Source organism: Streptomyces sp. NPDC107538, from assembly GCF_055657445.1.
Genome location: NZ_JBVKAY010000019.1, coordinates 98,423 through 125,228 on the forward strand (window position 1 = coordinate 98,423; position 26,806 = coordinate 125,228).

The window sequence follows — 26,806 nt, forward strand, 5'->3', positions numbered from 1 at the left end:
TCGAAGCCTCTTCAGCGGTACTGAGTGATGGCCCCGGCGGCACGGAACGGCGGCCGGGACGGGGACCCCGAGGTCTTGCCGACCCTCCCCCTGCGGGGTCCGCCGGAATCTCCGGGAAGGGTCAGCTTCGGGCGCCGTCTGCGGCGGCCACGACAGTGAGAAGGGCAGCCTTCGGCACATCCGCGACTGTCGCGGATGCGGCGAGAACGAAGGCGTGCCGGAACATGAAACCGATCATCGTCGACAAGTCGGCCCGCGTCGAATGGTTTTCGGTGCCTCCGGGTTCCGGGAGGGAGCGGAAGAGAGATGCTTCACAAGGGGACGTACGAGGTGAACGGGGTCCGGGTCCCGGCCGTGTTCCGGAAGGCGCAGGCAGGGCGGTGCGCGGTGCCCGTCGGGACCCTGGGCAGGGTGTGCCGGGCGAGCTCGTTGTTCCGCTCGTTGTGACCCCCGTGAGACGTTCCGTACGACATTCCCCTACACAGGTCGGTTACCGTCGTCGAATGCTCGATGCCACCACCCGCTCTGGGGGCACCGCCACGGTCCTTCCCCGGACCTCCGCCACGGAGCTCGCCGTCGCCACCCAAGTCGCCGTTCCGGCCGTTCCCACCGTGCCGCCGGGGCGTGCCGCCCGCTGGGGCAGAGTGCTGCTCTCGCCGTGGGCCCGGTTCTCGCTGCTCGTGGCGCTGCTCCTGGGCGCGGTGTCGGCGGTGCTGCTGTTCGAGCCGCAGCGGCTGCTGGCCGACGGCTGGCCGCCGCAGCTGAGCGGTGCGGCGGCGGTGGTGATGTTCGGGGTGGCGTACGGGCTGTGCACGGTGGCCTTCGTGCCCCGGCCGATCCTCAACATCGCGGCGGGCGCCCTCTTCGGCTCCCAGCTGGGTCTGGTGTCGGCGCTCGGCGGCACGGTCCTCGGAGCCGGTATCGCCTTCGGCCTGGGCCGCATGCTCGGCCAGGACGCCCTGCGCCCCCTGCTGCGCCACCGCTGGCTGAAGTCGGCGGACGGGCAGCTCAGCCGCCACGGCTTCCGCTCGATGCTGGCGGCCCGTCTCTTCCCGGGAGTGCCCTTCTGGGCGGCCAACTACTGCGCCTCCGTCTCCCGCATGGGCTACCTCCCCTTCCTCCTCGCCACCGCCCTCGGCTCCATCCCGAACACCGCCGCCTACGTCGTCGCCGGCGCCCGCGCCTCCTCCCCCACCTCCCCCGCCTTCCTCATCGCCATGGCCTGCATCGCCCTCCCGGCCCTGATCGGCGCGACGCTCGCCTGGCGCAAACGCCACCACCTACGGGCCCGCTGAGACGGCCCCGAAGGGAACGAGCACGCCAGCCCCGAACGGGGCGGGCGCCCACCGACCGCACCCGGCAACGGACATCCCCGGCGGCCGACCTCACACCGCCTCCACCACCATCGCGTTGGTCAGCCCGCCCGCCCCGCACATGGCCTGCATCGCCGCCCCGGCCCCGATCGACACGGCGCTCGCCCGACGCCAACCCACCACCGCGCGCCCGCTGAGACGGGACCCGGCGGAGCAAGCAAGCCGACCCCGGACGGGACGGACCCCACCGCCCGCACCCGACGGACACCCCCGCCGGCCGACCTCACACCGCCTCCACCACCATCGCGTTGGCCAGGCCGCCCGCCTCGCACATGGTCTGCAGGCCGAAGCGGGCGCCGCGCTCGCGCAGGGCGTGGACCAGTGTCGTCGTCAGCCGGGCACCGCTCGCCCCGAGCGGATGCCCCAGGGCGATCGCGCCCCCGTGGACGTTGACCTTTGCCAGGTCCGCCCCGGTCTCCTGCTGCCAGGCGAGCACCACACTGGCGAACGCCTCGTTGACCTCGAAGAGGTCGATGTCGTCGAGGGTCAGCCCCGCCCGGCGGAGCACCTTCTCCGTGGCCGGTACGACGCCGGTGAGCATCAGCAGCGGGTCGGAGCCGGTCACGGCGAACGCGTGCAGCCGGGCGAGCGGGCGCAGCCCGAGCCGGGCCGCCGTCTCACCGGAGGTGATGAGGACGGCCGAGGCCCCGTCGTTGACCGGGCTGGCGTTCCCGGCGGTGACGTTCCAGTCGATCTGCGGGAACCGCTCGGCGAATCCGGGGTCGTGGTAGGCGGGCCGGAGTCCGGCGAGGATCTCGGGCGTGCTGCCGGGCCGTACGCACTCGTCGCGCGTCACCCCGTGCAGCGGAGCGACCTCGGCGTCGAAGAGGCCCGCCTCCCAGGCGGCCGCGGCCTTGCGATGGGACGACACCGCGAAGGCGTCCATCTCCGCCCGCCCGATCGACCACTTCGCGGCGATCAGCTCGGCGCTGATGCCCTGCGGCACGAGCCCCTCGGGATAGCGCGCGGCGACACCGGGCCCGAACGGGTCCGCGCCGGGCGGCACGTTGGACCACATCGGCACCCGGCTCATCGACTCCACCCCGCAGGCCACGACCATGTCGTACGCCCCGGACATCACGCCCTGGGCCGCGAAGTGCACGGCCTGCTGGGAGGAACCGCACTGCCGGTCGACCGTGGTCGCGGGCACCTCCTCCGGGAAGCCCGCCGAGAGGACGGCGTAGCGGGTCGTGTTCATGGCCTGTTCGCCGACCTGGTCGACGGTGCCCCCGATGACGTCGTCGATGAGCGCGGGGTCGATGCCCGAGCGGTCGACGAGGGCGCGCAGGGTGTGGGCGAGGAGTTCCACGGGGTGGACCTGGGCGAGGGCGCCGTTCGGCCTGCCCTTGCCGATCGGGGTGCGTACGGCTTCGACGACGACTGCGTCACGCATGGGCGGGCCTCCAGGGCTGCCGGGACGACTACCGGTGAGTAGGAAATCCAAACTCACCATAGTCCTGCGAGTTGGAAAAACAAACCCTCCCCTAGACTGGGCCCATGCCCGCCTCCGGAGACCCGCGCCCCTGTTCCATCGCCGACGCCCTGGCGATCGTCGGCGAGAAGTACTCCCTGCTGGTCCTGCGCGAGGTCTGCCTCGGCAACGGCCGCTTCGACCAACTGGTCCGCAACATCGGGGCCCCACGCGACGTCCTGGCGACCCGCCTCCGGCGACTGGTGGACGCGGGCGTCCTCGACAAGCACGCCTACAACGAGCGCCCGCAGCGCTTCGAATACCGCCCCACCCAGGCGGGCCTCGAACTGGAACCGGTCCTGATGACCCTCATGGCATGGGGCGACCGCCATCTCCGAAAAGACGACGACCGCCCCATGGTGATCCGACACAGCTGCGGCAACGCCCTCATCCCGACCGTCACCTGCACAACCTGCGGCACCGAGATCCACCACCAGGACCTCACGGCCCACCCCCAGACCCCAGGCTGGAAGATCACAGGCCCGACGGCCCCATAGGCCGCCGGCTCACACAAGCGCGCCCCGACAGGGGCGCGGGGAACTGCGCGAGCAACCACGAACGACCGCCAGCCGCCCCACCACCGCACCCCCCGAGCTAAAAGGCGCCCCTCTACTCCCCCTGCAGACGTCACTCCCCCTTGTAGACGTCCAACCGCCCACACATCCCGAACTTCCCGTACGCCGCGGGCCCCTCGGCCCGCACAACCGCATCGGCCAAGTGCGACAAGTCCCCCCGCTCCAGCCGCTCCAACTGCTCCCCGGTCCCCGCGGCAGCGGCCCACGCACCCCGCTCCCACCGCGCCCGCCACTCCGCGAGCCGAGGCCGCACGAGCGCGGCGGCGGCCCGGTGGAACGCGGCGAGCGGCTCCGGGCCGGAGGCCTCGCGCAGGGCCCGGTAGCCCTCCAGGGCGAGGTCCCGCCGGGCACGGGCGACCCGCTCCCGCTCCTCCTCCGGCGCGTCCGCCGGGATACGCGTGGCGGCGGCGTACGTCTCCGGGTCGGTCAGATACTCCGGGGGCAGCGTGAGGACGGCGTCACCCGCCTCCGGCAGCCCGCTGTTCTGCATGAGGACGGTGATCCGCAGCTCGTCCTCGTTGACCAGCCGGTGGATCGTGCCGGGGGTGAACCAGGCGACCGTCCCGGGCGCCAGCGGCGTCACCTCGTACCCGGACGTGGTCAGCGTCTGCACGGCCCCCCGCCCGCCGGTGACGACGTACGCCTCCGAACAGGTCAGATGCATATGGGGAGTTCCGCCGCAGACCCCGTCGGTCGCGGGCCAGTCGTACACGGACAGGTGCGAGACGGCGACCCCGCCCGGCAGCCCCGCGTAGCCCCGGGAGTCCTCCGAACCGTTCACCACGGGTGCGCCTCCAGGTACTTGGCGATCTCCTCCCGCTCCCAGGCGCCGTCGGCCACGACGACCCGGTAGCGGCGGGTGAGCGTGTCGCCCGGGGCCAGCGCCAGTTCGTCGAAGAAGGCCCAGGAGGGGGCGACGGCGGCGAAGGGCTCGTTACGGACGAACCAGTGCGCCGGGTGGGCGCCCCCGGCTCCCGTGTGGTCGTTCTCGGGCGCGTGCGCGAAGACGAGCGTGGCGTGGCCGTCGGTGCCGTCGTGCTCGCCCGAGTAGGCCAGCCAGGGCGCCTGCTCGCCCATCAGCCCGGGTCCCTCGGCGTCGGGCCCGATGATCCGCCCGTCCCGGAAGGCGCGCGGGCCGCGCCAGAACAGGCCCGTGTAGCCGGCCATCTCCCGCCCGGCGGTCGTCGGGCTGCCGAACAGCAGCGGCTCGTCCCGGCGGTTGGTGATCGCGCTCGTCCAGGTCAGCGCCCACGAACCCGACTCGGTGTCGACGTCGTGGATCTCGATCCGGCGCTCCTCGTCGGCCCACAGCTCCCCGGTGTACGGGTGCCAGGCCAGCCGCTCGGCGATCTCGACCCGCTCGCCGTCCGACTCGACGACGTCGAAGCCGGTGTGCGTCATCGAGCCGACCCGCTCGGGGATCGGCAGATAACCCTCGCCGTGCACATAGGAGTTGCCGCCCCACAGGTTCTGCCCCGACAGGTGCGAGGCCGTCAGCTGCAGACCTTTGTGCCAGCGGTGGTCGTTGGGCCGGAAGTCGGTGACGACGTCCCCGGCGAGCGTCCGCAGCGGGTGCAGATACGGCTTCGGCGCCTCCCAGGCCGCCTCGGGCCGGTAGACGTAGCTCACCAGCTCGACGCCGGTGGTGGGTTCGGTGACCGTGATCCGGTCGCCGTGGGCGTGGACCACGCGCAGCCCGTCGTGGAAGGTCATGCGGTGATCTCCTCACTCGTGCCGACGGAGCCCGCGTCGGCGGCGCTCCCGTCGGCGGACACCTGGGCGGTTCCGGGCGCCCACCCGGGGGCGCCTCCGTGCATGGCCGTGTAGTAGGGGTCGCCGGGCCCGATCTCCCCCCGCCGTACGGTCGCGTCGGTGAACGCGGACTTGTACAGGGCCGCGATCAGCTCCAGGCTCGTACGCCCGTCGGCGCCGCTGCTGCGCGGGCGTTCCCCGGCGCGCATGCTGGCGACCAGTTCGCGCAGCTGGGCCAGGTGGGAGCTGGGCACGTCCTCGCCGAAGTCCCGCCAGGCCGCCGCGTCCGCCTCCGGGGTGCCGGGGGCGGGGGTGATGGTCCAGTCGGCGTTGGAGTGGCCGTACAGATGGGTCAGTTCGACGGTGGCGCGTTCGCAGTCGATGCGGATGCGGCTGACCTCGTCGGGGCTGAGGACGCTGTTGACGACGGTGGCCAGCGCGCCGCTCTCGAAGCGGACGAGGGCGGTGGAGACGTCCTCGGTCTCCACGTCGTGGACGAGGCGCCCGGCCATCGCCCGGACCTCGCTCCACGGGCCGAGCAGATCGAGCAGCAGATCCATCTGGTGGATGCCGTGGCCCATGGCGGGCCCGCCGCCCTCGGTGGCCCAGCGTCCACGCCAGGGCACGGCGTAGTAAGCGGTGTCCCGGTACCAGGTGGTCTGGCAGTGGGCCACGAGCGGGCGCCCGAGGCTCCGCTCGGCGAGCAGCTTTCCGACGTGCCGTGAGGCCGAGCCGAAGCGGTGCTGGAAGACGATCGAGGCGTACGGTCCCCCGGTCTCCGCGCCCTCCTCCGCCTCGACGGCGTCGAAGTCGGCCAGCGTCGGCACCGGCGGCTTCTCGCACCACACCCAGGCGCCGGCCCGCAGCGCGGCGATCGTCTGGTCGCGGTGCAGGGTGGGCGGGGTGCAGACGCTGACCAGGTCGGGCCGCTGCTCCGCCAGCATGCGGTCGAGATCGGTGTAGCCGTGCGGGATGCCGTGTTCCGCGCAGAACTTCGCCACCGCGTCGGCATCGATGTCGACGGCGGCGACGACCTCGGTCTCGCCCTCCTCGGCGAGCCGCTCCAGCGCGGGCAGATGCGAGCCGCCGCCGATGGCGCCGATGCCGATGATCGCGGCCCGGACACGGCGGCCGGCCAGCGGGGCGGGGGGACGGTGGTCCGGAGTCGGGCTCGGGTCGTTGCTGGGTGTGGGCATGGACGTGATCAGCACTCCATCGAACGGGACATCGGACGGTGGCGGGCGCCCGGTGGCGGGGGGTTCCGGCGGAACGGCGACCCTCACCACGGCAAGCGCTTTCCCTCGCCAGCAAAGTATGTGCGGACATAGTGACTGGTCAACACCACGGATCCGGCCGTTCCACGCCTCGGAACGCCCGCGCTCCACCCGTCCCCCGCACACCCCGCGTCCGCTCCCCCACGCACCCTCCGTCCGGTCCCCCGAACACCCTCTGCCAGGTCCCGGCCCGGCCCTGCGAAACCCCTGTGCCAGCCCTGTCACCAAGGGGCGCTAGGCTGCCTCCAGCACCTGTGATCACCCGCCCCGCGGCGCGGCACGTCTTCCGTCGGCCCTCCACGATCAGCGCTTGGACCACGTAACTTCATGTCTTGGTTTGAATCCCTCATCCTCGGACTCGTCCAGGGGCTGACCGAATTCCTCCCCGTCTCCTCCAGCGCGCATCTGCGCCTGACCGCGGCCTTCTCCGGCTGGGAGGACCCGGGCGCGGCCTTCACCGCGATCACCCAGATCGGCACCGAGGCCGCCGTGCTGATCTACTTCCGCAAGGACATCGCCAACATCATCTCGGCGTGGTCCCGCTCCCTGTTCAACAAGGAGATGCGCAGCGACCACGACGCCCAGATGGGCTGGCTGGTCATCGTCGGCTCCATCCCGATCGGTGTCCTCGGCGTGACCCTCAAGGACCAGATCGAGGGCCCCTTCCGTGATCTGCGCCTCACGGCCACGATGCTGATCGTCATGGGCATCGTCCTGGGCGTGGCGGACCGTCTCGCCGCGCGCGACGAGACGGGCGGCAAGCACCGCGCCGCCAAGGAGCGCAAGAGCCTGGAACAGCTCAGCGTCAAGGACGGCCTGATCTTCGGCCTCTGCCAGGCCATGGCCCTGATCCCCGGTGTCTCCCGCTCCGGCGCCACCATCAGCGGTGGCCTCCTGATGGGCTACAAGCGCGAGGCCGCGGCCCGCTACTCCTTCCTCCTCGCCATCCCGGCCGTGATCGCCTCGGGCGGCTACGAGCTGAAGGACGCGATGGAGGGCGGCCATGTCTCCTGGGGCCCGACGATCTTCGCCACGGTCATCGCCTTCTTCGTCGGCTATGCAGTAATCGCGTGGTTTATGAAATTCATTTCCACCAAGAGCTTCATGCCGTTCGTCTGGTACCGCATCGCCCTCGGCATCCTCATCGTCGTCCTGGTCTCCATGGGCGTCCTGAGTCCGCACGCGGGCGAGTCGGCGGGCTGAGCGGACCGTTCGGGCCGAGCGGACCGTTCGGGGGCTGAGCAGGCCCCGCACGAACGGCCCGCTCCTCCCCAACTCCCGTCCGTGACCAACCACATACGGCATCCGTAGCCGACCGGTAGCGCACTGTCAGTCCCGGCGCCTACTCTTGTCGGCATGTCCCCCGATGCCCCTGCCCGTGGTTCCGTGCGGTCCGCCGCCGACTTGAACGACCAGATCCGAGCCCTGTGGCGGCACGCGGGCGGATCCCTCTCCGCACAGGAGCGGGCGGAGTACGAGCTGTTGGTCGTGGAGTGGGCCGCGGCGATACGCGAGAACATCATCGAGGCCGCGTGACTCCTCCGGGCCGCCCGGCCGCCGAGCGGCGCCTTCCACATCCCGGTCGACGCCTTCCACGCCATGCGGACCCGCCGGGAACTGCCGCCCGAGCGGCTCACCACCGTCCTGCACGACACCTGGCGGGGCTACCACCGCGCGATCGCCGGCATGGCCGCCGCGGGGAACACCGTCGTCATGGACCATGTCCTGAGCGCGGAATGGCGGCTACGGGACTGCCTCGACCTCTTCGTCCCCGAGAACGTCGTGTTCGTGGGCGTGCGCTGCGACCGGGACGAGCTCGAACGACGCGAACGGCAGCGGGGCGACCGACCGGCGGGGCTCGCGGCCCGGCAGCTGGACCAGGTGCACGCCCACGGCCTCTACGACATCGAATGCGACACCAGCCACGCGAACCCCCTCGCCTGCGCCTCCCGCATCAAGGAGTTCCTGCCCCACCGCCCGAGACCGACGGCCTTCGAGCAACTCCGGGACAAGAGGAGGGACTTGTGACTACGGGCCGGTCGAAGCCGCGCCCCTGAAAAGGGGCGCGGGGAACTGCGCGAGCGACCACGAACGCCCCGCGGCCGGCCAACGACCAAGCCCCCCACGGCGCTTCACCGCCCCCCGGAAACCCGCAACACCGCCCCCGTCGTGTACGACGCCTCCGCCGACATCAACCACGCGATCGCCGAGGCGATCTCATCCGCCCGCCCCGGCCGCCGCAGCGGCACGGACGCGGCGATCCGATCGGCCCGCTCCGGGTCCCCCATCCGCGCATGGATCTCCGTGTCGATCACCCCGGGCGCGACCGCGTTGACCCGGATGCCGTCCGGCCCCAGCTCCTTCGCCAGCCCCGTCGTCAGCGTGTCCACCGCGGCCTTGGTCGCCGCGTAGTGGACGTACTCACCGGGACTGCCCAGCGTCGCCGCCGCCGAGGACACGTTCACGATGACACCGCTCCCCGAGGCCGCCATCACCCTGGCCGCACGGCGCGCACACAGCAGCACACCCAGGAGGTTGACCTCCACCACCCGGCGCAGCACCTCCGTGTCGGTGTCCGCCAGCCGTCCGAACGGGCCTGTCACTCCCGCGTTGTTGACCAGCCCCGTCACCGGCCCGAGCCGCTCCGCCGCCGTCTCGAACAGCCGGTCCACATCGGCCTCCACCGACGTGTCGGCCCTGACGGTGACACAGCGCGCCCCGTTGGCCCGCACCCCCGTGGCGATCCACTCGGCGGCGGCCCCGTCGTTCACGTAGCCCACGACCACGTCGTGACCGTCCGCCGCGAGCCGCAGGCAGGTCGCGGCACCGATCCCCCGGCTCCCACCCGTGACCACCGTGACCGGACGTGACATACCGACCTCCCAGACAGCGCACATGACACGGACGGCGCGCGGCCACCGCCCGACGCGGCCACCGCCCGACGCGACGATCGCCCGACGCGGGCGGTGACCCGACTCGGCGATCGATCATCCTACGATCGCAGCCCGGTCGGGCAGCGCGGCGAGGGCAACCATTCCGGCCCCGGCGGCAACCGATGAGTGGCAAGCTCCTTTCACGCGAGCCCCACACACCCCACGCTTTCTCCCGGTTCTCCCGAACCGCGCAGGGAACCGAAGGAATGGAACCGAAGGACTTGAACGTGGCAGCCCGTTCCCATCGCTCCTCCGCCCGCCGGCCCCGGCGGCGCGCCGCCCTCATATCCGTCGCCGCCGTCGCGGCCGTCGGGCTCGCCGCGTCGCTCGTCATCGCCTTCGGCCCCGACCGCGGCAGCGACACCGAAGCCGCCGGGAAGGTGGGCAACGCACCCGTCGCGACCACCTCCCGGGCCACCGATCCGTCCTCCGCCGCGCCGGAACGGAAGAAGCCCTCCCCGACACCCTCGAAGTCCCCGTCCCCGTCGGCCTCGAAGTCCACCCCCTCGGCGGCCCCGACCACCGAGCCCACCCGGCCGTCGCCCGCCGTCACCCGGCAAGCCGGGTCCGCCTCGGGGCAGTTGGCGGGACGGATCCGTCCCGGGGTCGACTACGAGGGCGTCGCCACCTTCTACGACGCCGGGACGGGCGAGGGCGGCGCCTGCTCCTTCGGCCCGAGCGACGACGTGATGACGGCCGCGATGAACACCGCCGACTACGAGGTGTCCAAGGCGTGCGGGGCGTATGTGCGGGTCCGCGCGGCGGGCGGCGCCGCCGTCACCGTACGGATCACCAACGAGTGCCCGGCACCTTGCAAACCCGGCCAACTCGACCTCAGCGCCGAGGCATTCGCCAAGCTCGCCGCCCCCTCGCGCGGCCAGATCCCGATCACCTGGAGCCTGCTGAGCCCCGCCTCGGCCGACCCCCTGTCCATCCGCTACAAGACCGGGTCCAGCCAGTACTGGTGCGGCGTCCAGGTCATCGGCCACCGGAACCCCGTGGCACGGCTGGAGGTCCGCGACGGCGGCGGCTGGACCCCGCTGCCGCGCACCGAGTACAACTACTTCCTCTCCGAGCAGGGCACCGGCTGCGGCGGCGCGCTGCGGATCACCGACATCTACGGGGAGCGGCTGACCGTCGACGGGCTCGCGGTACGACCGGACGTCGCGCAGCCGACCGGGGTGCAGTTCACGGCACGCTGACCAGGGTGCCGTTCACGGCACGCTGACCGCGCCCCGCCCTCTTCCCTTCCCGGAGGGCGGGGGGTCCGAGCCGATCCGCCGGATAGCGCAAGCGCACGCGCGCGGGGCCGAGGTCCCGGCCGATGCTGAGGGTGCCCCTGCCCCCTGAGCATCCCGGGACCCCCATGCCGCTCTCACCCGTTTCCCGCCCGCGCCCCCGTCCCCATACGAGCGCCCGTACCGGCCCCCGTTCCCGCCTCGCCCTCCGCCTCCCCCTCCGGCTGTCCCTCGTCGCCCTGCTCGGCGCCTCCTGCCTCGGCGGTCTGCTCCTCGCCCCGACGGCGGGCGCCGCCGGCACGCGCTCCGACGCCGGGGGCGAGCGCGCCCTGCAACGGCAGCTCGAAGAGCTGGTCGCCACGCCCGGAGGCCCGCCGGGAGTGATCGTCCTCCTGCAACGCGACGGCGCACCCCGCGTCCTGCGTGCCGGTGTCGCCGATCTGGAGACCGGCCGCCCGATCGAGCCCACCGACCACATGCGGATCGCCAGCACGGCGAAGGCCTTCAGCGGCGCCGTGGCGCTACGGCTGGTGCAGCAGGGGTCGCTCCGCCTCGACAGCACCATCGGCCGCACCCTGCCCCAACTGCCGCGCGCCTGGCGGTCGGTCACGCTGCGGCAGCTGCTGAACCACACCAGCGGACTGCCGGACTACACCGAGGACCCGGAGTTCCTGGAACTGCTCCTGGCGGACCCGCGCCGCACCTTCGACCCCCGCCGCCTGCTGGACTTCGTCGCGGACGAACCGCTGCGCTTCCGCCCCGGCTCGCAGTACCGGTACTCCAACTCCGACAACATCGCCGTGGCGCTGATGGCGGAGGCGGTGACCGGGCGGCCGTACGAGGAACTGCTGAGCCGGCTCGTCTACCGGCCGCTCGGGCTGCGCGACACCAGCCTCCCGCTGGGCTACGAGATGCCGGAGCCGTACATGCACGGGTACGCCGTCGAGCCGCCCGCGCCGCCGGAGGACGTCAGCGAGGCGCTCAGCGCGTCCGGGGTGTGGGCCTCGGGCGGGATCGTCTCCACGCCGCGTGACATGACGCGGTTCATCCGCGGCTACGCCTCCGGACAGCTCACGTCGAGAGCGGTGCTGCGTGAGCAGCGCCGCTGGATCGAGGGGGCGTCCGAACCGGCCGGCCCCGGCCGCAACACGGCGGGCCTCGCCATCTTCCGCTACGAGACCCGCTGCGGGGTGGTGCTGGGGCACACCGGGAACTTCCCCGGCTACACCCAGCTGATCGCCGCGACCCCCGACGGCCGGAAGTCCCTCACCTTCTCCCTCACCACCCAGGTGAACCGCACCCTCAACCCCGACCTGTTGGAGAGGCTCCGCGCGATCGAGGAGAACGCGGTCTGCACCCTGCTGGGCCGCCGGCCGGGCTGACAGGGAGCGCCGGCCCGGTGCTCAGGCGCCGGTCCGGTGCTCAGGCGCGCACATGCGCGGGCATGTCGTCCGCGACGGGGTACGGCCGCTCCTCGGGCAGCAGCGCGGTGGCCGCCGCCAGGTCACCCGCCCGTACGAGGCCGTGGATCTCCCTGGCCAGCGGTGTGACGTCCTCGATGCCGACGATCCACTCGTCCGCGTACCGGGCCGCCGCCTCACCCGCCAGCCCCAGCTGCAGCGAGCGGTACGGCAACGGGGTGAACCGCAGATCCCGCTCGGGGTCCCACTGCACCCGAGCGGGCGACCGCCGCAGCTCCCGCTTCCAGTCCGCCTGGCTCTCGTACAGCTCCGGCACATAGTGCGAGAGGCAGGAGTTGCGCAGCGCCCACTCGAAGCCGTCGCGACCGATCTCGACGGCCAGGACCGTCTCCTGGCCCTCCTTCAGGCCCCAGCCGCAGCGGTACATCATCCACAGGAAGGACGGCTTGATCCAGGTCATCCGGTCCCGCTTCCACGAGGCCGGAAAACAACCGTTGCGGGCGGCCGGGACGCCGATCTCCGGGCGGTACGCCTGGTAGACGGTGACCGTGTCGGCGGTCTGGCGGGCACGGACACGGAACCTGGGCTCGGTCGCCACCGAGGGACGCTCACTCTCACTCACCGGACCAGGTTCGATCACGGCGGCCCTTCCGAGCCACTGAATATCGATCGTCCGAATCTCGATCGTCGATATCGGGCGCACACCCCTTGGCTTCGCGCGTCCCCTGCCCCAACACTGAGCCGATGACGCAGCGCGTGGAGCTCGCGACCGTGATGGACCGACTCGCCGTCGACGGCCTGATCACCGAGTACGCGGTGGCGGTGGACGACGGCGACTGGACGGCGTACCGGGACCTGTTCGCACCGGAGGGCCGCGCGGACTACCGCTCGGCCGGCGGCATCGAGGGCGACGCCGCGCAGATCGCCGAGTGGCTGGCCCGCAGCATGGAACTCTTCCCGATGAGGCAGCACCTGATCGTCAACCGCCGGGTGCGCTTCGGACAGCTGGAGCAGGACACCGGCGACACCGCCCGCGTCCAGGCGGACTACATCAACCCGATGCGCCTCTCCGGCCCCGACACCGACCCCACCACCCCCGACTTCATCAGCGGCGGCCGCTACACCTTCACTCTCCTCCGCACCCCCGACGGCTGGCGCGTGAGCACGGTCATGATCCACGAAAAATGGCGCCACACCCCCAAGCCCTGACCCCACCAGACGGGCCACGGGCCCCACAACCACCCCAGCGCCCAAACGACCCGCCCCACGCCGAGAACCCGCCATCCCCCAGCCCCCGACCGACACGCACCCACGGGCCCGCACGCACCACGCCCCGCACGCAACCCACGGCCCGCGCCCACCCACGCCCCGCACGCACCCACGCCCCGCACGCACCACGCCCCGCGCCCACCCACGCCCCGCGGCCGCCGACGGCGAGGCACCCCCACGGGAGACCCGTACTTGTCAGCCCACCCGCACGGGCGGTGCGCGGGTGGGAGAACCCGTCAAAGGCCAGCGGCAGCGAACCCGCCCTCTGTCGGAGATCGTCCCCGACGCGCACACTGGAAGGACTCACACCGGGGAGGGAGCCGCCGTATGAGAACGCCGGACCACACCACCTCCCCGTGGCGCCACCGCACCGCCGTCGCCGCGTCCGGCGCCCTCCCCGTACTCGCCTTCCCGGCCCCCTCCCTGTGGTGGTTCGCCTACGCCGCACTGGTCCCATGGCTGCTGCTGATCCGCCGCGCCCCAACGGCCCGCCGCGCCCTGTACGACGGCTGGCTCGGCGGCTTCGCCTTCATGCTGGCCATGCACCACTGGCTCCTGCCGAACCTCCATGTCTTCACCTTCGTCATAGCCGCCCTCCTGGGCGCACTGTGGGCCCCCTGGGCCTGGCTGGTGCGCCACCTCCTGGCCGGAACACCCGCACCGGCCCGGACCGCCGCCGCCCTGCTGATCGTGCCGTCGGGCTGGCTGACGATCGAACTCGTCCGCTCCTGGCAGGGCCTCGGCGGCCCCTGGGGCCTGCTGGGCTCCAGCCAGTGGCAGGTGGAGCCCACCCTGCGGCTGGCCTCCGTCGGCGGGGTCTGGCTGCTCAGCTTCCTGGTCGTGGCCGTCAACGTCGCGATCACCGTACTGATCGCGGTACGCCGCTCCCGGGCACCGGCGCTGGCCGGTCTCGTCACCGCCGCCCTCGCGACCTCGGCGGTGTGGCTGTGGGCGCCGCGCCCCGACGTCAAGGGCGAGGTACGGGTCGCCGTCGTCCAGCCGGGCGTCACCGACGGCCCCGACAACCGGTTCGCCCGCGAGGAGGCGCTCACCCGGCGGCTGGCCGGGCAGGACCTGGACCTGATCGTGTGGGGCGAGAGCAGCGTCGGCTACGACCTCGCCGACCGCCCCGACCTCTCCGACCGGATCGCCGCGCTGGCCCGGGAGACGGACACGAACATCCTGGTGAACGTGGACGCCCGCCGCTCCGACCGCCCCGGCATCTACAAGAGTTCCGTCCTCGTCGGCCCGGACGGCCCGACCGGCGACCGCTACGACAAGATGCGCCTCGTCCCGTTCGGCGAGTACATCCCGATGCGCTCCCTGCTCGGCTGGGCCACCTCGGTCGGCGAGGCGGCCGGCGAGGACCGCAGACGCGGCACCGAGCAGGTGGTGCTCGACTCCGGGAAGGGTCTGCGGATCGGCCCGATGGTCTGCTTCGAGTCCGCGTTCCCGGACATGAGCCGCCATCTCGCCCGGGACGGCGCCGAGTTGCTGCTCGCGCAGTCGGCGACGTCGACGTTCCAGCAGAGCTGGGCGCCCGAGCAGCACGCCTCGCTGGCCGCGCTGCGGGCCGCCGAGACCGGCCGTCCGATGGTGCACGCGACGCTCACCGGTGTCTCGGCCGTGTACGGCCCGGACGGCGAACGCGTCGGCCCCCGGCTCGGCACGGACGAGAACACGACGGCGGTGTACGAGGTGCCGCTGGCGAGCGGGACGACGGCGTACGTCCGCTTCGGGGACTGGCCGGTGCACGCGGCGCTGCTGATGCTGCTGACGTGGGGTGCCTTCGAGGGCGTACGGGCCGTGCGACGGCGTACGGGCCCTCCCGCCGCGGACACTCAGGCGGCGGACCGTTCCTCCACCGCCCGGACCACCCGCTCGCACAGTTCGTGAGTCGCCAGCGCGTCCCGCGCGTCGGGCACCTTGCCCGCGCGCACGGCGTCGAGGAAGGCCAGGACGGCCTGTTCGATTCCGCGCTGCCGGGCCACCGGCACCCAGTCGCCGCGCCGCCTCAGGGACGGCTGCCCCTTGTGGTCGACGACCTCCGCGAGGTTCACGACCTGCCGCTTGGTGTCCTGCCCCGAGACCTCCAGGATCTCCTCGGCCGAGCCGCTGAGCCGGTTCATGACACCGAGCGCGGTGAACCCGTCGCCGGACAGCTGGAGCACGACGTGGTGCAGCAGCCCGTCCTCGGTCCGGGCGCGCACGGTGACGTCCTCGATCTCGCCCGGCACCAGGAACCGCAGGGTGTCGACGACATGGATGAAGTCGTCCAGGATCATCGTGCGCGGCAGTTCGGGCAGGCCGATGCGGTTCTTCTGCATGAGGATCAGCTCGCGCGGATGGTCGGCGCACTGCGCGTACCCGGGCGCGTACCGCCGGTTGAAGCCCACCGCGAGCCCCACGTTCCGCTCCTCCGCGAGCCGTACGAGCCGTTCCGAGTCGGCGAGTTCGTACGCGAGCGGCTTGTCGACGTACGTCGGTACGCCCGCCTCCAGCAGCCGCGCGACGATCTCGGGGTGGGCCCCGGTCGGCGCGTGCACGAAGGCCGCGTCGAGGTCCTCGGCGAGCAGCGCGTCGAGGTCGGCGTGCCGCTGCCCGGGCGGGAGGTGGAGGGCGTCGGCGACGCGGGCGAGGGTGGCGGGTGTCCGCGTCTGGAGATGGAGTTCGAGCCCCGGCCTGGTGGCGAGCACCGGCAGATACGCCTTCTGCGCGATGTCGCCGAGCCCGATGCAGCCGACCTTCACAGGGGTCTCCCGTCCACGGTGGTCCACGGTGTGCCGTCGTAGTGCCGTTCGAAATGCCTCGTCGGCAGCATACGGCGGCTGCGAGGATGGCCGGCATGACCACCGACGTGCCCGCCCGACGCACCGAACCCTCCGCCACCGCCGACGAACGCACCATGCTCGAAGGCTGGCTCGGCTACCACCGCGAGACGCTCGCGCTCAAGTGCGCGGGCCTGGACGACGCCCGGTTGCGGACGGCGTCGGTGCCGCCCTCGGAGCTGTCCCTGCTCGGGCTCGTCCGGCACATGGCCGAGGTGGAGCGCATCTGGTTCCGCAAGGTGCTGGCGGACGACGACCAGGGGCCGATCTACTTCAGCGAGGCGGACCCGGACGGGGAGTTCCACCTGAGCGAGGCGGACACCTGGGAGGAGGCGTACGGCACCTGGCAGACGGAGATCGCGGTGGCCCGGCGGAACGCCGAGGGGTTCGCCCTGGACGACGTCGCCAAGGCCGAGCACCGGGGGTCGGGCGAGACACCGAGCCTGCGGTGGATCTACACCCACATGATCGAGGAGTACGCGCGGCACAACGGCCACGCCGACCTGATCCGGGAGCGGATCGACGGGGCCACGGGGGACTGAACGGGTCGGACGGATCAGACGGGTCGGACGGGTCGGACGGGTCGGACGGGTACCGAGCGAGGGCGGAGCGGGGGCGCGCGGCGTCGCAGACGGTCCCGGGCGTCACCCGTGTGGGGGCATCTCCGCCCGCTCCCTCCCCAAAGCGGCCCGGACACAGCAGAGTTGCGCGGGTGCATCGACCGACCACCACCGCAACGCTCCTGGTCACCGTGGCCGTCTCGGCCCTCACCGGCTGCGTGACCGCGCAACACCCGCCCCCGCCGGAGGCGTCCCCCGTGCCGTCCCGGCCGTCCGAGCCCCGCCCGGACGGCACCACCCGGACCCAGATCGTGGAGGCCCCGGCCCGCGAGGCCCTAAGGCTGATCGGCCCGCCCCGGGGATCCGCCGCACGCGCGTCCGCGAAGCCGGGACCCGCCGCACCGACGACCTCCGCCGCCCCCGCGCCCACCCCCACACCCACCACGCCCCCACCACCGCCGCCCCGGAACGAGCGCCGGCAACCCCCCGAGCGACACGGCCCACCCCCCGTCTCCCGGCCCGACATCGAGATCCCGCCCCTCCCCAAGTCCGTCCCGCCGCCACCCCCGAAGAACGCCGACGTCTGCGCCCTCGGCCACCGCTACGGCGGCTGGGGCAAAGACACCCCACAGGCCGCCATCTGCAAGGACGTCTACGGCCGTTGAACCACCCGGCGCCCCGGCCGTGGGCGCCCGCTGCCGCCAGGTCGTGTCCGCAAAGTCCCGTCGTCCGCCCGGAGGGCGGGAGAGGACGTGCATGGCGTCGCCCGGCAGGCGGGACTCTGCGGACACGACCTAGGGCCGCTGCCGCGGCGGCCCCGGCGTCTCCCCTCCGGCGGGGCCCGTCTCGTCGAGCCGGGCCTCCAGGCGGGCCAGGGCCACGCGGACGCCGTCGCCGTGGACGTCGGCGCCCAGTGCGGCCAGCGCGCCCCGGGCCAGCCGCAGATGGCTGCGGGCCGCTTCGTGGCGGCCCAGCTTGGCGTAGTCGGCGGCGAGGTTGAGGTGGAGCGAGGGATAGAAGGCCCGCACCGCGAGTCCGTCGTCCTGGTCCGTGGGACGCGGAGCGGAGGGCCGGGTGGGCCGGTCCGCCTCCACCCAGCCCTCGGGCAGGTCCCCGGACCAGCGGTCGGACAGGTCTCCGGACCGGATGGGCTGGTCCGCCGCCCGGCCCTCCGACGGGTCCCCGGACCGGCGGTCGGACAACTCGTCGGCCGCCGACAACGCCCTGAGGTCCCAGGCCAGTTCGCTGTCCGGGTCGTCCTGGGTGTCGGCCAGATAGTGCGCCAGCGTGCAGCGATGGAGCGGGGCGCCGTCGTCACCGATCTCCGCCCACAGCTTCCGGAGCCGGTCCCGGGCCTCCTCGCGGTCACCGCCGTGGTGCAGCATGACCGCCTGCCCGATCCGGGTCATCACGGCGTCCGGTGCCACCTGCTCCTGTCGCTCCACCACCGCGTCCTCCGCACTCGTCGCCCCCTGTCCCGCCTGTCCCTCCCGACGCTAACGGCAGGCACCGGCAATCCCGGTCAGGCCGCTCCGTACGGCCCCCGGGGCGCTCCGGCGGCCGTACGACGGCCGGTGGCCACCATGCGGTGGCCGGAGGGGACGGCCGGCAGCGGGCGACGACGGACGCGGGTCAGCCGAGGTCGGGGATCGTCCAGTCGATCGCCTCGTGGCCCTGGCGGGCGACGGCCTCGTTGATCTGCGTGAACGGCCGCGAACCGAAGAACTTCTTGGCCGACAGCGGCGAGGGGTGCGCGCCCTTCACCACCACATGGCGCTCCTCGTCGATCAGCGGGAGCTTCTTCTGCGCGTAGTTGCCCCACAGCACGAAGACGGCCGGGTCGGGCCGGTCGGCGACCGCGCGGATCACGGCGTCGGTGAACTTCTCCCAGCCCTTGCCCTTGTGCGAGTTGGCCTCGCCGGAGCGGACCGTGAGCACCGCGTTGAGCAGCAGCACGCCCTGCTGGGCCCAGGGCAGCAGATAGCCGTTGTCCGGGATCGGGGTGCCCAGTTCGGCCTGCATCTCCTTGTAGATGTTCCGCAGGGAGGGCGGGGTCTTCACCCCGGGTTGCACGGAGAAGCACAGGCCGTGCCCCTGGCCCTCGCCGTGGTACGGGTCCTGGCCGAGGACGAGGACCTTGACGCTCTCGTACGGGGTGGCGTCCAGCGCGGCGAAGACCTGCTCACGGGGAGGGTAGACGGGACCCTTGGCACGCTCCTCCTCCACGAACTCGGTGAGTTCCTTGAAGTAGGGCTGCTGAAGCTCGTCCCCCAGGACCCCGCGCCAGGACTCGGGCAGCATGGCGATGTCGGTCACGTCAACTTCCTCCGGTGTGCGCTCACTTCACGACCGCGGAGCACGCGGCCATGGGCAGTCGCGCAGAGCGCGACCGCCTTCAGAGCACAGAACCTACAGCCGCCCACTGACAACGGGGCCGGGCCCCCGTGATTACCAGGCCCGGGGCCCCGGAACCACCAGCGCCGGACCCGGAACTACCAGCTGGTCTTCCAGGAGAGCTGCCACATGCTCATCATGGTCGCGGGGTCGATGACGTTCTCCAGGCCGGCGATCTCCTCGTTCGCGGCCGTGTACGCCTTGCCCTGCCACAGCGGGATCAGCCGGGCGTCGTCCACGAGGATCTGCTGGGCCTCCTCGAACTCCTCGGTCACCGCGCCGCGGTCGCTCTCGGCGCGCGACTCGGGGAGCAGCTTCTCCGTGATCTCGGGGCTCTTGTACGGCGTGCCGAGCGCGTTCTGCTCGCCCACGAACGGGGCGATGAAGTTGTCGGCGTCGTTGAAGTCGGGGTTCCAGCCACGCCCGAAGATCGGGTACTCGCCGTTCTGGTAGCCCTCGGAGTAGGTCTTCCAGGGGCGGCTCTTCAGCGTGACCTCGAACAGTCCCGACGCCTCCAGCTGGCGCTTCAGCTCCTCGAAGGCCGGCTTGGTCTGCGAGCCGTAGCGGTCCGAGGTGTACCAGAGCGTGAGAGGAACCGTTTCGGTGATGCCCGCCTCGGTGAGGATGGACTTCGCCTTGGTCGCGCTGGGGTTGCCGTAGTCGTCGAAGAAGCCCGTCGTGTGGCCGACCAGACCCCTGGGGATCATGGAGTACAGCGGCTCGACGGTGTCCTTGTAGATGTTGTGCGCGAGCGCCGGCCGGTCGAGGACCTGGGCGACCGCCTTGCGGACGGCGGGGTTCTTGGCCCAGGGGTCCTTGGGGTTGAACACCAGGTAGCTGATCTCGGTGGTGGGGTTCTCCACGATCTGGAGCCCCTCCTCGTCGTGGTTAGCCTGGATGTCCACGATGTCCGAGGCGCCGAGACCCCGGTAGATGACCGAGATGTCCTTGTCCTTGAGGGCCTTGACCATCTCGTCCGACTGCTGGAAGTACTGGATGGTGACGGCGGAGTTCTTGAGGTCCGCGATGCCCTGGTAGTTGTCGTTGCGGACCAGCTCGGCCTTCTTGCCGTCGTCGTAGGAGGCGAGGTTGTAGGGCCCGGAGCCGGCGATGTCCCCGCCCTCGCGGAGCTTGTCCGCCGGGTACTCCTCGGGGTCCACGATCGACATCGCGGGCGTGGTGAGCACCAGGGGGAAGGTCGCGTCGGGCTGGCTGAGGTGGAAGACGACCTCGCGGTCGCCCTTGATCTGCACCCGGGACAGGGTGGTGAGCAGACCCGCGGGGCCGCCGTTGACGTTGATCTTCTTGATCCGGTCGAACGAGTACTTGACGGCCTTCGCGTCCAGCGTGTGCCCGTTGGAGAACTTCAGGCCCTCGCGCAGGGTGCAGCTGTACACCGTGCTGGAGCTGTCCGTGAACTCGCAGCTCTCGGCGGCGTCCGGCTCGGGATCGGTCCCGCCGGGCGAGTACCCCAGCAGGGGCTGGAACACGTTGCGCATCAGCTCCCAGGAGCTGTCCCAGGCCGCGGCCGGGTCCAGGGTGCTGGGCGCACTGGTGGTCCCCACCACGATGGGGTCCGCGTCGTCGGAGGCGTCCGAGGAGAACACACCACATCCGGTCACCATGGATATGGACGCGATCACCGCGAGTGGCGGCAAGTATCGGTTCCGGTTGAACACGTGCATGCTCCTCGAAATGCCGTACCAAGAGTGGGCGAACGATACCGCAGGCCCCTGCGGCCGCAGGCGCCCGGCTGGAAGTGCCCTTGATCAGTCCGCTTGTGACGGCGTTGTCGAGTCCCGGTGAGGGATGCGGACGGGCGCCGGAGATGTCCGGTGAAGAGAACACCGGCGCCCGCCGTACTCTGTCAGCCCACCCCGGCGTTGAGGAAGATGCCGCCGTCGACCACGAGGGTCTGACCGGTGATCCAGTCGGACTGCTCGGAGGTGAGGAAGGCGGCGGCGCCCCCGATGTCGGAGGGCACACCGAGCCGGGCGAGCGGATACGCCGCCGCGGCCTCGGCCTCCCGGCCCTCGTACAGGGCCTTGGCGAACTGGGTCTTCACCACGGCGGGCGCGATCGTGTTGGCCCGCACCTTCGGCGCGTACTCGTGCGCCAGCTGCAGGGTCAGATTGATCATGGCGGCCTTGCTGATGCCGTACGCGCCGATGAACGGCGACGCGGAGACACCGGCGACGGAGGCGATGTTGACGATCGCGCCGCCGTTGTCCTTCTGCCAGGCGTGCCAGGTCTTCTGGGCGAAGCCGAGGGCCGAGATCACATTGGTCTCGAACACCTTGCGGGCCACGTTCAGGTCGAGGTCGGAGATCGGGCCGAACACCGGGTTGGTCCCGGCGTTGTTGACCAGGAAGTCGACGCGGCCGAAGGCCTCCATCGTGCGCTCGACGGCCTGGGCCTGGTGGGCCTCGTCGTGGGCCTTGCCCGCGACACCGATGACACGGTCGGCGCCGAGCTGCTCGACGGCCTCCTTGAGCGTGTCCTCGTTGCGGCCCGTGATGCACACCCGGTCGCCGCGCGCGACGAGGGCCGCGGCGATGCCGTGGCCGATGCCGCGGCTGGCGCCGGTGATGAGGGCGACCTTGCCCGAAAGCTCGGGGAGTTCCACCGAAGTCATGTTTCCCGATTCCCTAGTTGAGCGGTCCGCCGGCGACGTACAGCACCTGGCCGGAGACGAATCCGGCGTCCTCGCCGGTGAAGTACGCGATCGCCCCGGCGATGTCCTCGGGCCGGCCCACGCGCTGCACGGGGATCTGGGTGGCCGCGGCCGCCTGGAACTCCTCGAAGCCCATGCCGACGCGGGCGGCGGTGGCGGCCGTCATGTCGGTGACGATGAAGCCGGGCGCGACGGCGTTGGCGGTGACGCCGAACTTGCCGAGTTCGATGGCGAGGGTCTTGGTGAAGCCCTGCAGACCGGCCTTGGCGGCGGAGTAGTTGGCCTGGCCGCGGTTGCCCAGCGCGGACGACGAGGACAGGTTGACGATCCGGCCGAACTTCGCCTCGACCATGTACTTCTGGACGGCCTTGGCCATCAGGAAGGCGCCGCGCAGATGCACGTTCATGACCGTGTCCCAGTCGGAGGCGCCCATCTTGAACAGCAGGTTGTCGCGGAGCACGCCCGCGTTGTTCACCAGGATCGTCGGGGCGCCCAGTTCCTCGGCGATCCGGGTGACGGCGGCCTCGACCTGTGCCTCGTCGGAGACGTCGCAGCCGACCGCGAGCGCCCTGCCGCCGGCGGCGGTGATCTTCTCCACGGTGTCCTTGCACGCGGCCTCGTCGAGGTCGATCACCGCGACGGCCCGCCCCTCGGCGGCCAGGCGTACGGCGGTCGCGGCGCCGATGCCGCGCGCGCCACCCGTGACCACGGCAACACGCTGCTCAGTGGTGGACATTGCTGGTTCTCCTCGCCCTTGGATGCGGCTCCTGCGGCGCCACCCAGCTGGTGAGCGACCGCTTAGTACCTTCAGCACACGTGACGCTAGAAGTCCTGGCACCCGGTGTCAACGCTCCACCAGGTGCGATCCCCTGTGTGATCCCTTACGTCGGTGGCTCACTTCACCAGCAGGGCGAGCAGCCGCTCGGCCTCCGCCGCCGGATCCGCGGTGAGCCCAGTGTGCACGGGTCCCGCCTGGACGACCGTGGAACGGGGCGCGACAAGCCACCGGAACCGCCGTCCGGCGTCGTCCCGGGCGGCCTGCCCGGCGGCCTCTCCCCCGGCGCACACACCCTCCACGGCGCGCAGCGCGGCGCGTACGCCGTCCACGTCCGCCCCGGGGTCCAGCACGAGCAGCTTGGCCTCGTCGAGGTGGGTGCGGGCCGCCACGAGCGCCCGGGAGCGGCTGTAGACGAGCACGCCGGCGTTGAAGCACTCCCCGCGCTCGATCCGGGGCACGACCCGCAGCAGCGCGTACTCGTAGACGTCCTGTCCGGAGGCCCCGGTCCCCAGGAAACGGCCGCTCACTTGATCCCCTCGCTGTGATCGATCCCCTCGACGCGTTCGATCCCGACGCGTTCGATCCCGACGCGTTCGATCCCCTCGATGCGTTCGTGAATCCCGTGGGCCCGTGCGAGCAGCGGCTCCGCGTACGCCCGCCGCAGCGCGTCCGGTGTCGCGAAGCCGGGCTCGTCCGCCAGCCAGACGTCCGGGATCTCGGCGGTCACCTCGGCGAGCAGCTCCTCGGTGACCAGCGGGGCGAGATCGGCGGCGGCCGCGGCGACATCGGGGCGGAAGCGGGCGAGGGCGTGGTCGGCGGCGTCGTACGGCTTGGCGGCTGAGGCGCGGGCGCCGGGCCAGTGGTGGTGCCAGATCATGGTGGCGCCGTGGTCGATGAGCCACAGCTCGCCGTGCCACATCAACAGGTTGGGGTTGCGCCAGGAGCGGTCGACGTTGTTGATCAGCGCGTCGAACCAGACGATCCGGCCGGCCTCCTCGGGGCTCACCTCGAAGGCGAGCGGATCGAAGCCGAGGGCCCGGGTCAGGAAATCCATGCCCAGGTTGGTGCCGCCGCTGGACTTGATCAGCTCCTGCACCTGCTCGTCGGGTTCGCCCAGCCCGAGCACGGGGTCGAGGTCGACGGTGACGAGAGAGGGCACCCGCAGTCCGAGCCGCCGGGCCAGCTCCCCGCAGACGACCTCCGCGACAAGCGTCTTGCGGCCCTGCCCGGCGCCGCTGAACTTCAGGACGTACGTGCCGCGGTCGTCCGCCTCGACGAGACCGGGCAGCGAGCCACCTTCCCGCAACGGCGCGATGTACCGGGTCGCGCTGACTTCCTTGAGCATCGCCCCAGGTTACCGGCGTGCCGGACGCCCCCGGAGGCGCCCCGTCCGCGGGCGCCGCGAACCGACAGCTTTCAGACAGCTGCTTTTGACGCAGCCGTGATCCCGGACAGGCCAAGATGTGCACCCTGTCTGAACGTTCAAGCACAGGCCCGCCGTATCCATGGGCGAAAGTGCAAAGCCATCTCGGAAGGAACCGACAGCATGACCAGCGAAACGATCAAACCCTCCTCGATTCCGGGCCGTCGCACCGTCATGGCGGCGGCCGGCGTGGCGGGGCTCGCCGTCGCGCTGACCGCGTGCGGGTCGGACGACGACTCCTCGACCTCGGTCTCGTCCGGCGCCGGCGGTGACACGAGCGGCGACGCCACCGCCGAGGCGAGCAGCGGAACCACGGGCGGCGACAGCGCGGGCGGCACGGAGATCGCCAAGACCTCCGACATCCCCGAGGGCGGCGGCAAGATCTTCGAGAGCGAGGGCGTGGTCGTCACCCAGCCGGAGGCGGGCACCTTCAAGGCCTTCTCCTCCGCCTGCACCCACCAGGGCTGCGCGGTGAAGACGATCGCCGACGGTGTGATCAACTGCCCCTGTCACAACAGCAACTTCTCGATCGCCGACGGCAGCGTGAAGAGCGGCCCGGCGACGAAGGCCCTGCCGGCCAAGGAGGTCAGCGTGTCGGGCGAGTCGATCATGCTGGCCTGACGTCCGCCGGGTTCTCCCAGCATCCCGCCACCTCCTCCGTGGTCGCGACCGTGGCGACCAACGCGAGGGTGTGGCGGATCATCGCGGGGGTGTAGTCGGCAGGCACCCCCGCGATGGCGTCCCCGGGCACGACGACGGTGTAGCCGAGGTTCACCGCGTCGAACACCGCGTTCGGCACGGCCACATTGGCCGAGACACCGGTGACGACCAGCGTGCGGCACCCCAGATTGCGCAGCAGCGCGTCCACGTCGGTGCCCGCGAGCGGCGACAGCCCGTGCAGCCGCCGTACGACCAGATCCTCGTCGGCGACCTCAATGGGCGGCGCGACCCGTACGGCCGCGGTGCCGGTCAACTGCCGTACGGGCAGCCGTTCGGCGGCACGGAACAGCCGGGCGTTGTGATTGGCGCCCCGCCCGTCGGGCCGTCGTTCGGCGACGGCGTGCAGGACCTGCACCCCGCGCGCGTGGGCCGCCGCGACGAGCCGGGCCACGTTGTCGAGCACCCCCGACGACCGTGCCGCGTGGGCGAGTTCGGGCAGCGCGCTCTCCGGTCCGACGACACCGCGCTGGCACTCGACGGTGAGCAGGACGGTCGTGGCGGGATCGAGCAGCCCGCTCACCTCCCGGCGCCGCTTCGGCTCACTCGCGTCGGACGGCATGACGGTCCCCTTGTCGCAGGCGATCGGGCGGGCGAGCGTAACGCCCCTTGCACGGGGACGGAAGACAGCCGATGCTCATCTGACGCCACGTCAGCGAAGGGGATCGGGATGACCGTCACGCAGCGCCGGGGCCGGAGAATCATGATGGAGCCCGCCGAACTGGACGAGTTCCTCGGCACACAGCGCACCTGCAGGGTGGCGACGGTGTCGTCCGACGGAGCCCCGCACATCAGCCCGCTCTGGTTCCTCTGGGACGGCACCTCGCTCTGGCTCTACTCGATCACCCGCAGCCGACGCTGGTCCGCGCTGCGCCGCGATCCGCGGGTCGCCGTCGTGGTCGACGCGGGCGAGGAGTACGGCGAGCTGCGAGGCGTCGAGCTGTCCGGCGCCGTCGAGTTCGTCGGCGAGGCTCCGCGCACGGGCGAGCCGGTGCCCGAACTCGTCGCGGTGGAGCGGCTGTTCGCCCGCAAGAACTTCGGCATCGACGAGATGCCGCACGACGGCAGGCACGCCTGGCTGCGGCTCACCCCGGACGCCATCGCCTCCTGGGACTTCCGCAAGCTGGGCTAGCCACGCCCCGGCCCGCGAGGCCGCGAGGACCGTGAGGGCTCAACCCGCCCCGCACGCCTCGCCCGCCGCCCGCAGCGCCCCGACGGCCGCCCTGATCGACGGCCGCCGGTCGGCGTCCGCGCGCCAGACCGCGTAGACGCTGCGCTGGACCCGGTGGCGCACCGGCACGGTCCGTACCCCGGCCGGCATCGGGTCGCGGCCCAGCCGGGGCGCGATGCAGACGCCCAACCCGGCGGCGACAAGGGCGAGTTGGGTGTGGTGCTCACCGGCGCGGTGGGCGATCCGGGGTTCGATGCCATGGGCGCGCAGCGTGTAGAGCAGCCATTCGTGGCAGAACTCGCCCTCCAGCCAGGCGACCCATGATTCCTCCGCCAGCTCCCGCAGGTCGATCTCGTCCCGCCCGGCGAGCGGATGGTCCTCGGGCAGCGCCACCTCCACCGGGTCGTCGAGGATCGCGGCGCGGGCGAGCCCCTCGGGCACGGGCAGCGGCTTGTTGTACCAGTCGAGGACGACGGCCAGGTCGGTGTCGCCCCGGATCACCGCGTTGACGGCGAGTTCGGGTTCCAGTTCCCGTGAGCGGACGCGCAGCGCCGGGTGGTCGTCGCGCAGCGCGCGGAAGACGGCGGGAAACAGCCCCCGGACGGCCGTCGGGAACGCGGCCAGCCGCAGTTCGCCGACGACCTGCCCCCGCTGCGCCTCCAGATCCGACTGTGCCAGCTCGACCTGCGACAGGATGCGCCCGGCGTGGTCGGCGAGCAGCCGGCCCGCGTCGGTGAGGCGCACGCCCCGCCCGTTCTTGGCGAGGAGCCGCTGCCCCACCTCCCGCTCCAGCTTGGCCATCTGCTGTGAGACGGCCGAGGTGGTCACATGCAGCCCTTCGGCGGCCCCGCTGACCGAGCCGTGCCGGGCGAGGGCGTCGAGGGTGCGGAGGCGCTCCAGATTCAACATATAAGCGATGCTACGAGATTCAGATCATTAATTCTCGCTTGTGCTA

At 71.9% G+C, this 26,806-nt stretch carries 28 protein-coding genes and 1 pseudogene; 13 read left to right on the forward strand and 16 right to left on the reverse strand.

Annotated features, from left to right (window positions below; genetic code table 11):
• Positions 1–503: 503 nt before the first annotated feature.
• Positions 504–1,295, forward strand: coding sequence for a TVP38/TMEM64 family protein (locus ACZ7MG_RS39335; protein ID WP_471395514.1), 792 nt, complete (start codon positions 504–506; stop codon positions 1,293–1,295).
• Between the two features lie 301 nt (positions 1,296–1,596).
• On the opposite strand, the gene ACZ7MG_RS39340 is transcribed toward ACZ7MG_RS39335, so the two are convergent.
• On the reverse strand, positions 1,597–2,766 hold the full coding sequence (locus ACZ7MG_RS39340) for a thiolase family protein (RefSeq protein ID WP_471395515.1): 1,170 nt from the start codon (positions 2,764–2,766) through the stop codon (positions 1,597–1,599).
• A 104-nt stretch (positions 2,767–2,870) separates the two neighbouring features.
• Between ACZ7MG_RS39340 and ACZ7MG_RS39345 the strand changes: the two genes are divergently transcribed.
• The gene (locus ACZ7MG_RS39345; RefSeq protein WP_471395516.1) at positions 2,871–3,341 is read left to right on the forward strand and encodes a winged helix-turn-helix transcriptional regulator; all 471 of its coding nucleotides are present in this window, start codon (positions 2,871–2,873) and stop codon (positions 3,339–3,341) included.
• A gap of 130 nt (positions 3,342–3,471) precedes the next feature.
• On the opposite strand, the gene ACZ7MG_RS39350 is transcribed toward ACZ7MG_RS39345, so the two are convergent.
• From ACZ7MG_RS39350 to ACZ7MG_RS39360, 3 genes are read right to left on the reverse strand one after another with little or no spacing between them, the layout of a single operon-like run.
• Positions 3,472–4,203, reverse strand: a complete 732-nt coding sequence (locus ACZ7MG_RS39350; RefSeq protein ID WP_471395517.1) for a cupin domain-containing protein — start codon at positions 4,201–4,203, stop codon at positions 3,472–3,474.
• Positions 4,197–5,132: a DUF6807 domain-containing protein gene (locus ACZ7MG_RS39355; protein ID WP_471395518.1), complete on the reverse strand. Its 936-nt coding sequence runs from the start codon at positions 5,130–5,132 to the stop codon at positions 4,197–4,199. The genes ACZ7MG_RS39350 and ACZ7MG_RS39355 overlap by 7 nt, the downstream gene beginning before the upstream one ends.
• Positions 5,129–6,367: a Gfo/Idh/MocA family protein gene (locus tag ACZ7MG_RS39360; protein WP_471395519.1), complete on the reverse strand. Its 1,239-nt coding sequence runs from the start codon at positions 6,365–6,367 to the stop codon at positions 5,129–5,131. The genes ACZ7MG_RS39355 and ACZ7MG_RS39360 overlap by 4 nt, the downstream gene beginning before the upstream one ends.
• A 405-nt stretch (positions 6,368–6,772) precedes the next feature.
• On the opposite strand from ACZ7MG_RS39360, the gene ACZ7MG_RS39365 reads away from it, so the two are divergent.
• From ACZ7MG_RS39365 to ACZ7MG_RS39375, 3 genes and pseudogenes are all read left to right on the forward strand, one after another.
• Positions 6,773–7,648, forward strand: a complete 876-nt coding sequence (locus ACZ7MG_RS39365; protein WP_471395520.1) for an undecaprenyl-diphosphate phosphatase — start codon at positions 6,773–6,775, stop codon at positions 7,646–7,648.
• 153 nt (positions 7,649–7,801) lie between these two features.
• A complete protein-coding gene (locus ACZ7MG_RS39370; protein ID WP_471395521.1) occupies positions 7,802–7,981 on the forward strand; it encodes a hypothetical protein in 180 nt (59 codons plus the stop codon).
• A gap of 33 nt (positions 7,982–8,014) precedes the next feature.
• Positions 8,015–8,473: pseudogene (locus ACZ7MG_RS39375) on the forward strand (chloramphenicol phosphotransferase CPT family protein); the annotation flags it as partial.
• A gap of 104 nt (positions 8,474–8,577) precedes the next feature.
• On the opposite strand, the gene ACZ7MG_RS39380 reads toward ACZ7MG_RS39375, so the two are convergent.
• The gene (locus tag ACZ7MG_RS39380; protein WP_471395522.1) at positions 8,578–9,318 is read right to left on the reverse strand and encodes a glucose 1-dehydrogenase; all 741 of its coding nucleotides are present in this window, start codon (positions 9,316–9,318) and stop codon (positions 8,578–8,580) included.
• A 287-nt stretch (positions 9,319–9,605) separates the two neighbouring features.
• On the opposite strand from ACZ7MG_RS39380, the gene ACZ7MG_RS39385 reads away from it, so the two are divergent.
• Positions 9,606–10,580, forward strand: coding sequence for an expansin EXLX1 family cellulose-binding protein (locus tag ACZ7MG_RS39385; protein WP_471395523.1), 975 nt, complete (start codon positions 9,606–9,608; stop codon positions 10,578–10,580).
• 164 nt (positions 10,581–10,744) lie between these two features.
• Positions 10,745–11,998, forward strand: a complete 1,254-nt coding sequence (locus ACZ7MG_RS39390) for a serine hydrolase domain-containing protein (RefSeq protein WP_471395524.1) — start codon at positions 10,745–10,747, stop codon at positions 11,996–11,998.
• Between the two features lie 40 nt (positions 11,999–12,038).
• Here the strand turns inward: ACZ7MG_RS39390 and ACZ7MG_RS39395 are convergent, their stop codons facing one another.
• On the reverse strand, positions 12,039–12,659 hold the full coding sequence (locus ACZ7MG_RS39395) for a DUF4291 domain-containing protein (RefSeq protein ID WP_471395525.1): 621 nt from the start codon (positions 12,657–12,659) through the stop codon (positions 12,039–12,041).
• 122 nt (positions 12,660–12,781) lie between these two features.
• Here ACZ7MG_RS39395 and ACZ7MG_RS39400 point away from each other — a divergent pair, with 122 nt between their 5' ends.
• Together ACZ7MG_RS39400 and lnt are read left to right on the forward strand one after the other, a co-directional pair.
• On the forward strand, positions 12,782–13,246 hold the full coding sequence (locus ACZ7MG_RS39400) for a nuclear transport factor 2 family protein (protein ID WP_471395526.1): 465 nt from the start codon (positions 12,782–12,784) through the stop codon (positions 13,244–13,246).
• 387 nt (positions 13,247–13,633) lie between these two features.
• Positions 13,634–15,202, forward strand: coding sequence for an apolipoprotein N-acyltransferase (gene lnt / locus ACZ7MG_RS39405; RefSeq protein WP_471395527.1), 1,569 nt, complete (start codon positions 13,634–13,636; stop codon positions 15,200–15,202).
• On the opposite strand, the gene ACZ7MG_RS39410 is transcribed toward lnt, so the two are convergent.
• Entirely contained in the window at positions 15,148–16,056 is a 909-nt protein-coding gene (locus ACZ7MG_RS39410) for a Gfo/Idh/MocA family protein (RefSeq protein WP_471395569.1), read from the reverse strand. The genes lnt and ACZ7MG_RS39410 overlap by 55 nt on opposite strands.
• Positions 16,057–16,151: 95 nt before the next feature.
• Between ACZ7MG_RS39410 and ACZ7MG_RS39415 the strand changes: the two genes are divergently transcribed.
• Positions 16,152–16,676, forward strand: coding sequence for a DinB family protein (locus ACZ7MG_RS39415; RefSeq protein WP_471395528.1), 525 nt, complete (start codon positions 16,152–16,154; stop codon positions 16,674–16,676).
• Between the two features lie 170 nt (positions 16,677–16,846).
• Positions 16,847–17,359, forward strand: coding sequence for a hypothetical protein (locus tag ACZ7MG_RS39420; RefSeq protein ID WP_471395529.1), 513 nt, complete (start codon positions 16,847–16,849; stop codon positions 17,357–17,359).
• 129 nt (positions 17,360–17,488) lie between these two features.
• Here ACZ7MG_RS39420 and ACZ7MG_RS39425 read toward each other — a convergent pair whose 3' ends face one another.
• From ACZ7MG_RS39425 to ACZ7MG_RS39455, 7 genes are all read right to left on the reverse strand, one after another.
• Positions 17,489–18,142: a hypothetical protein gene (locus ACZ7MG_RS39425; RefSeq protein ID WP_471395530.1), complete on the reverse strand. Its 654-nt coding sequence runs from the start codon at positions 18,140–18,142 to the stop codon at positions 17,489–17,491.
• A gap of 184 nt (positions 18,143–18,326) precedes the next feature.
• On the reverse strand, positions 18,327–19,010 hold the full coding sequence (locus ACZ7MG_RS39430; protein WP_471395531.1) for a uracil-DNA glycosylase: 684 nt from the start codon (positions 19,008–19,010) through the stop codon (positions 18,327–18,329).
• 176 nt (positions 19,011–19,186) lie between these two features.
• Positions 19,187–20,767: an ABC transporter substrate-binding protein gene (locus ACZ7MG_RS39435; protein WP_471395532.1), complete on the reverse strand. Its 1,581-nt coding sequence runs from the start codon at positions 20,765–20,767 to the stop codon at positions 19,187–19,189.
• Positions 20,768–20,955: 188 nt separating this feature from the next.
• Positions 20,956–21,723, reverse strand: a complete 768-nt coding sequence (locus tag ACZ7MG_RS39440) for an SDR family oxidoreductase (RefSeq protein WP_471395533.1) — start codon at positions 21,721–21,723, stop codon at positions 20,956–20,958.
• A 13-nt stretch (positions 21,724–21,736) separates the two neighbouring features.
• On the reverse strand, positions 21,737–22,498 hold the full coding sequence (gene fabG / locus ACZ7MG_RS39445) for a 3-oxoacyl-ACP reductase FabG (RefSeq protein ID WP_471395534.1): 762 nt from the start codon (positions 22,496–22,498) through the stop codon (positions 21,737–21,739).
• A gap of 158 nt (positions 22,499–22,656) precedes the next feature.
• Entirely contained in the window at positions 22,657–23,067 is a 411-nt protein-coding gene (locus tag ACZ7MG_RS39450; protein ID WP_471395535.1) for a DUF3037 domain-containing protein, read from the reverse strand.
• Entirely contained in the window at positions 23,064–23,885 is an 822-nt protein-coding gene (locus ACZ7MG_RS39455) for a HipA family kinase (protein ID WP_471395536.1), read from the reverse strand. Before ACZ7MG_RS39455 ends, ACZ7MG_RS39450 begins: the two co-directional genes overlap by 4 nt.
• 201 nt (positions 23,886–24,086) lie before the next feature.
• Here ACZ7MG_RS39455 and ACZ7MG_RS39460 point away from each other — a divergent pair, with 201 nt between their 5' ends.
• Entirely contained in the window at positions 24,087–24,584 is a 498-nt protein-coding gene (locus ACZ7MG_RS39460) for a Rieske (2Fe-2S) protein (RefSeq protein WP_471395537.1), read from the forward strand.
• Here ACZ7MG_RS39460 and ACZ7MG_RS39465 read toward each other — a convergent pair.
• A complete protein-coding gene (locus ACZ7MG_RS39465) occupies positions 24,571–25,242 on the reverse strand; it encodes a cysteine hydrolase family protein (protein ID WP_471395538.1) in 672 nt (223 codons plus the stop codon). The two genes, ACZ7MG_RS39460 and ACZ7MG_RS39465, sit on opposite strands and share 14 nt — an antisense overlap.
• A gap of 108 nt (positions 25,243–25,350) precedes the next feature.
• Between ACZ7MG_RS39465 and ACZ7MG_RS39470 the strand changes: the two genes are divergently transcribed.
• The gene (locus ACZ7MG_RS39470) at positions 25,351–25,812 is read left to right on the forward strand and encodes a pyridoxamine 5'-phosphate oxidase family protein (protein WP_471395539.1); all 462 of its coding nucleotides are present in this window, start codon (positions 25,351–25,353) and stop codon (positions 25,810–25,812) included.
• 39 nt (positions 25,813–25,851) lie between these two features.
• On the opposite strand, the gene ACZ7MG_RS39475 is transcribed toward ACZ7MG_RS39470, so the two are convergent.
• Positions 25,852–26,760, reverse strand: a complete 909-nt coding sequence (locus ACZ7MG_RS39475; RefSeq protein ID WP_471395540.1) for a LysR family transcriptional regulator — start codon at positions 26,758–26,760, stop codon at positions 25,852–25,854.
• Positions 26,761–26,806 lie beyond the last annotated feature (46 nt).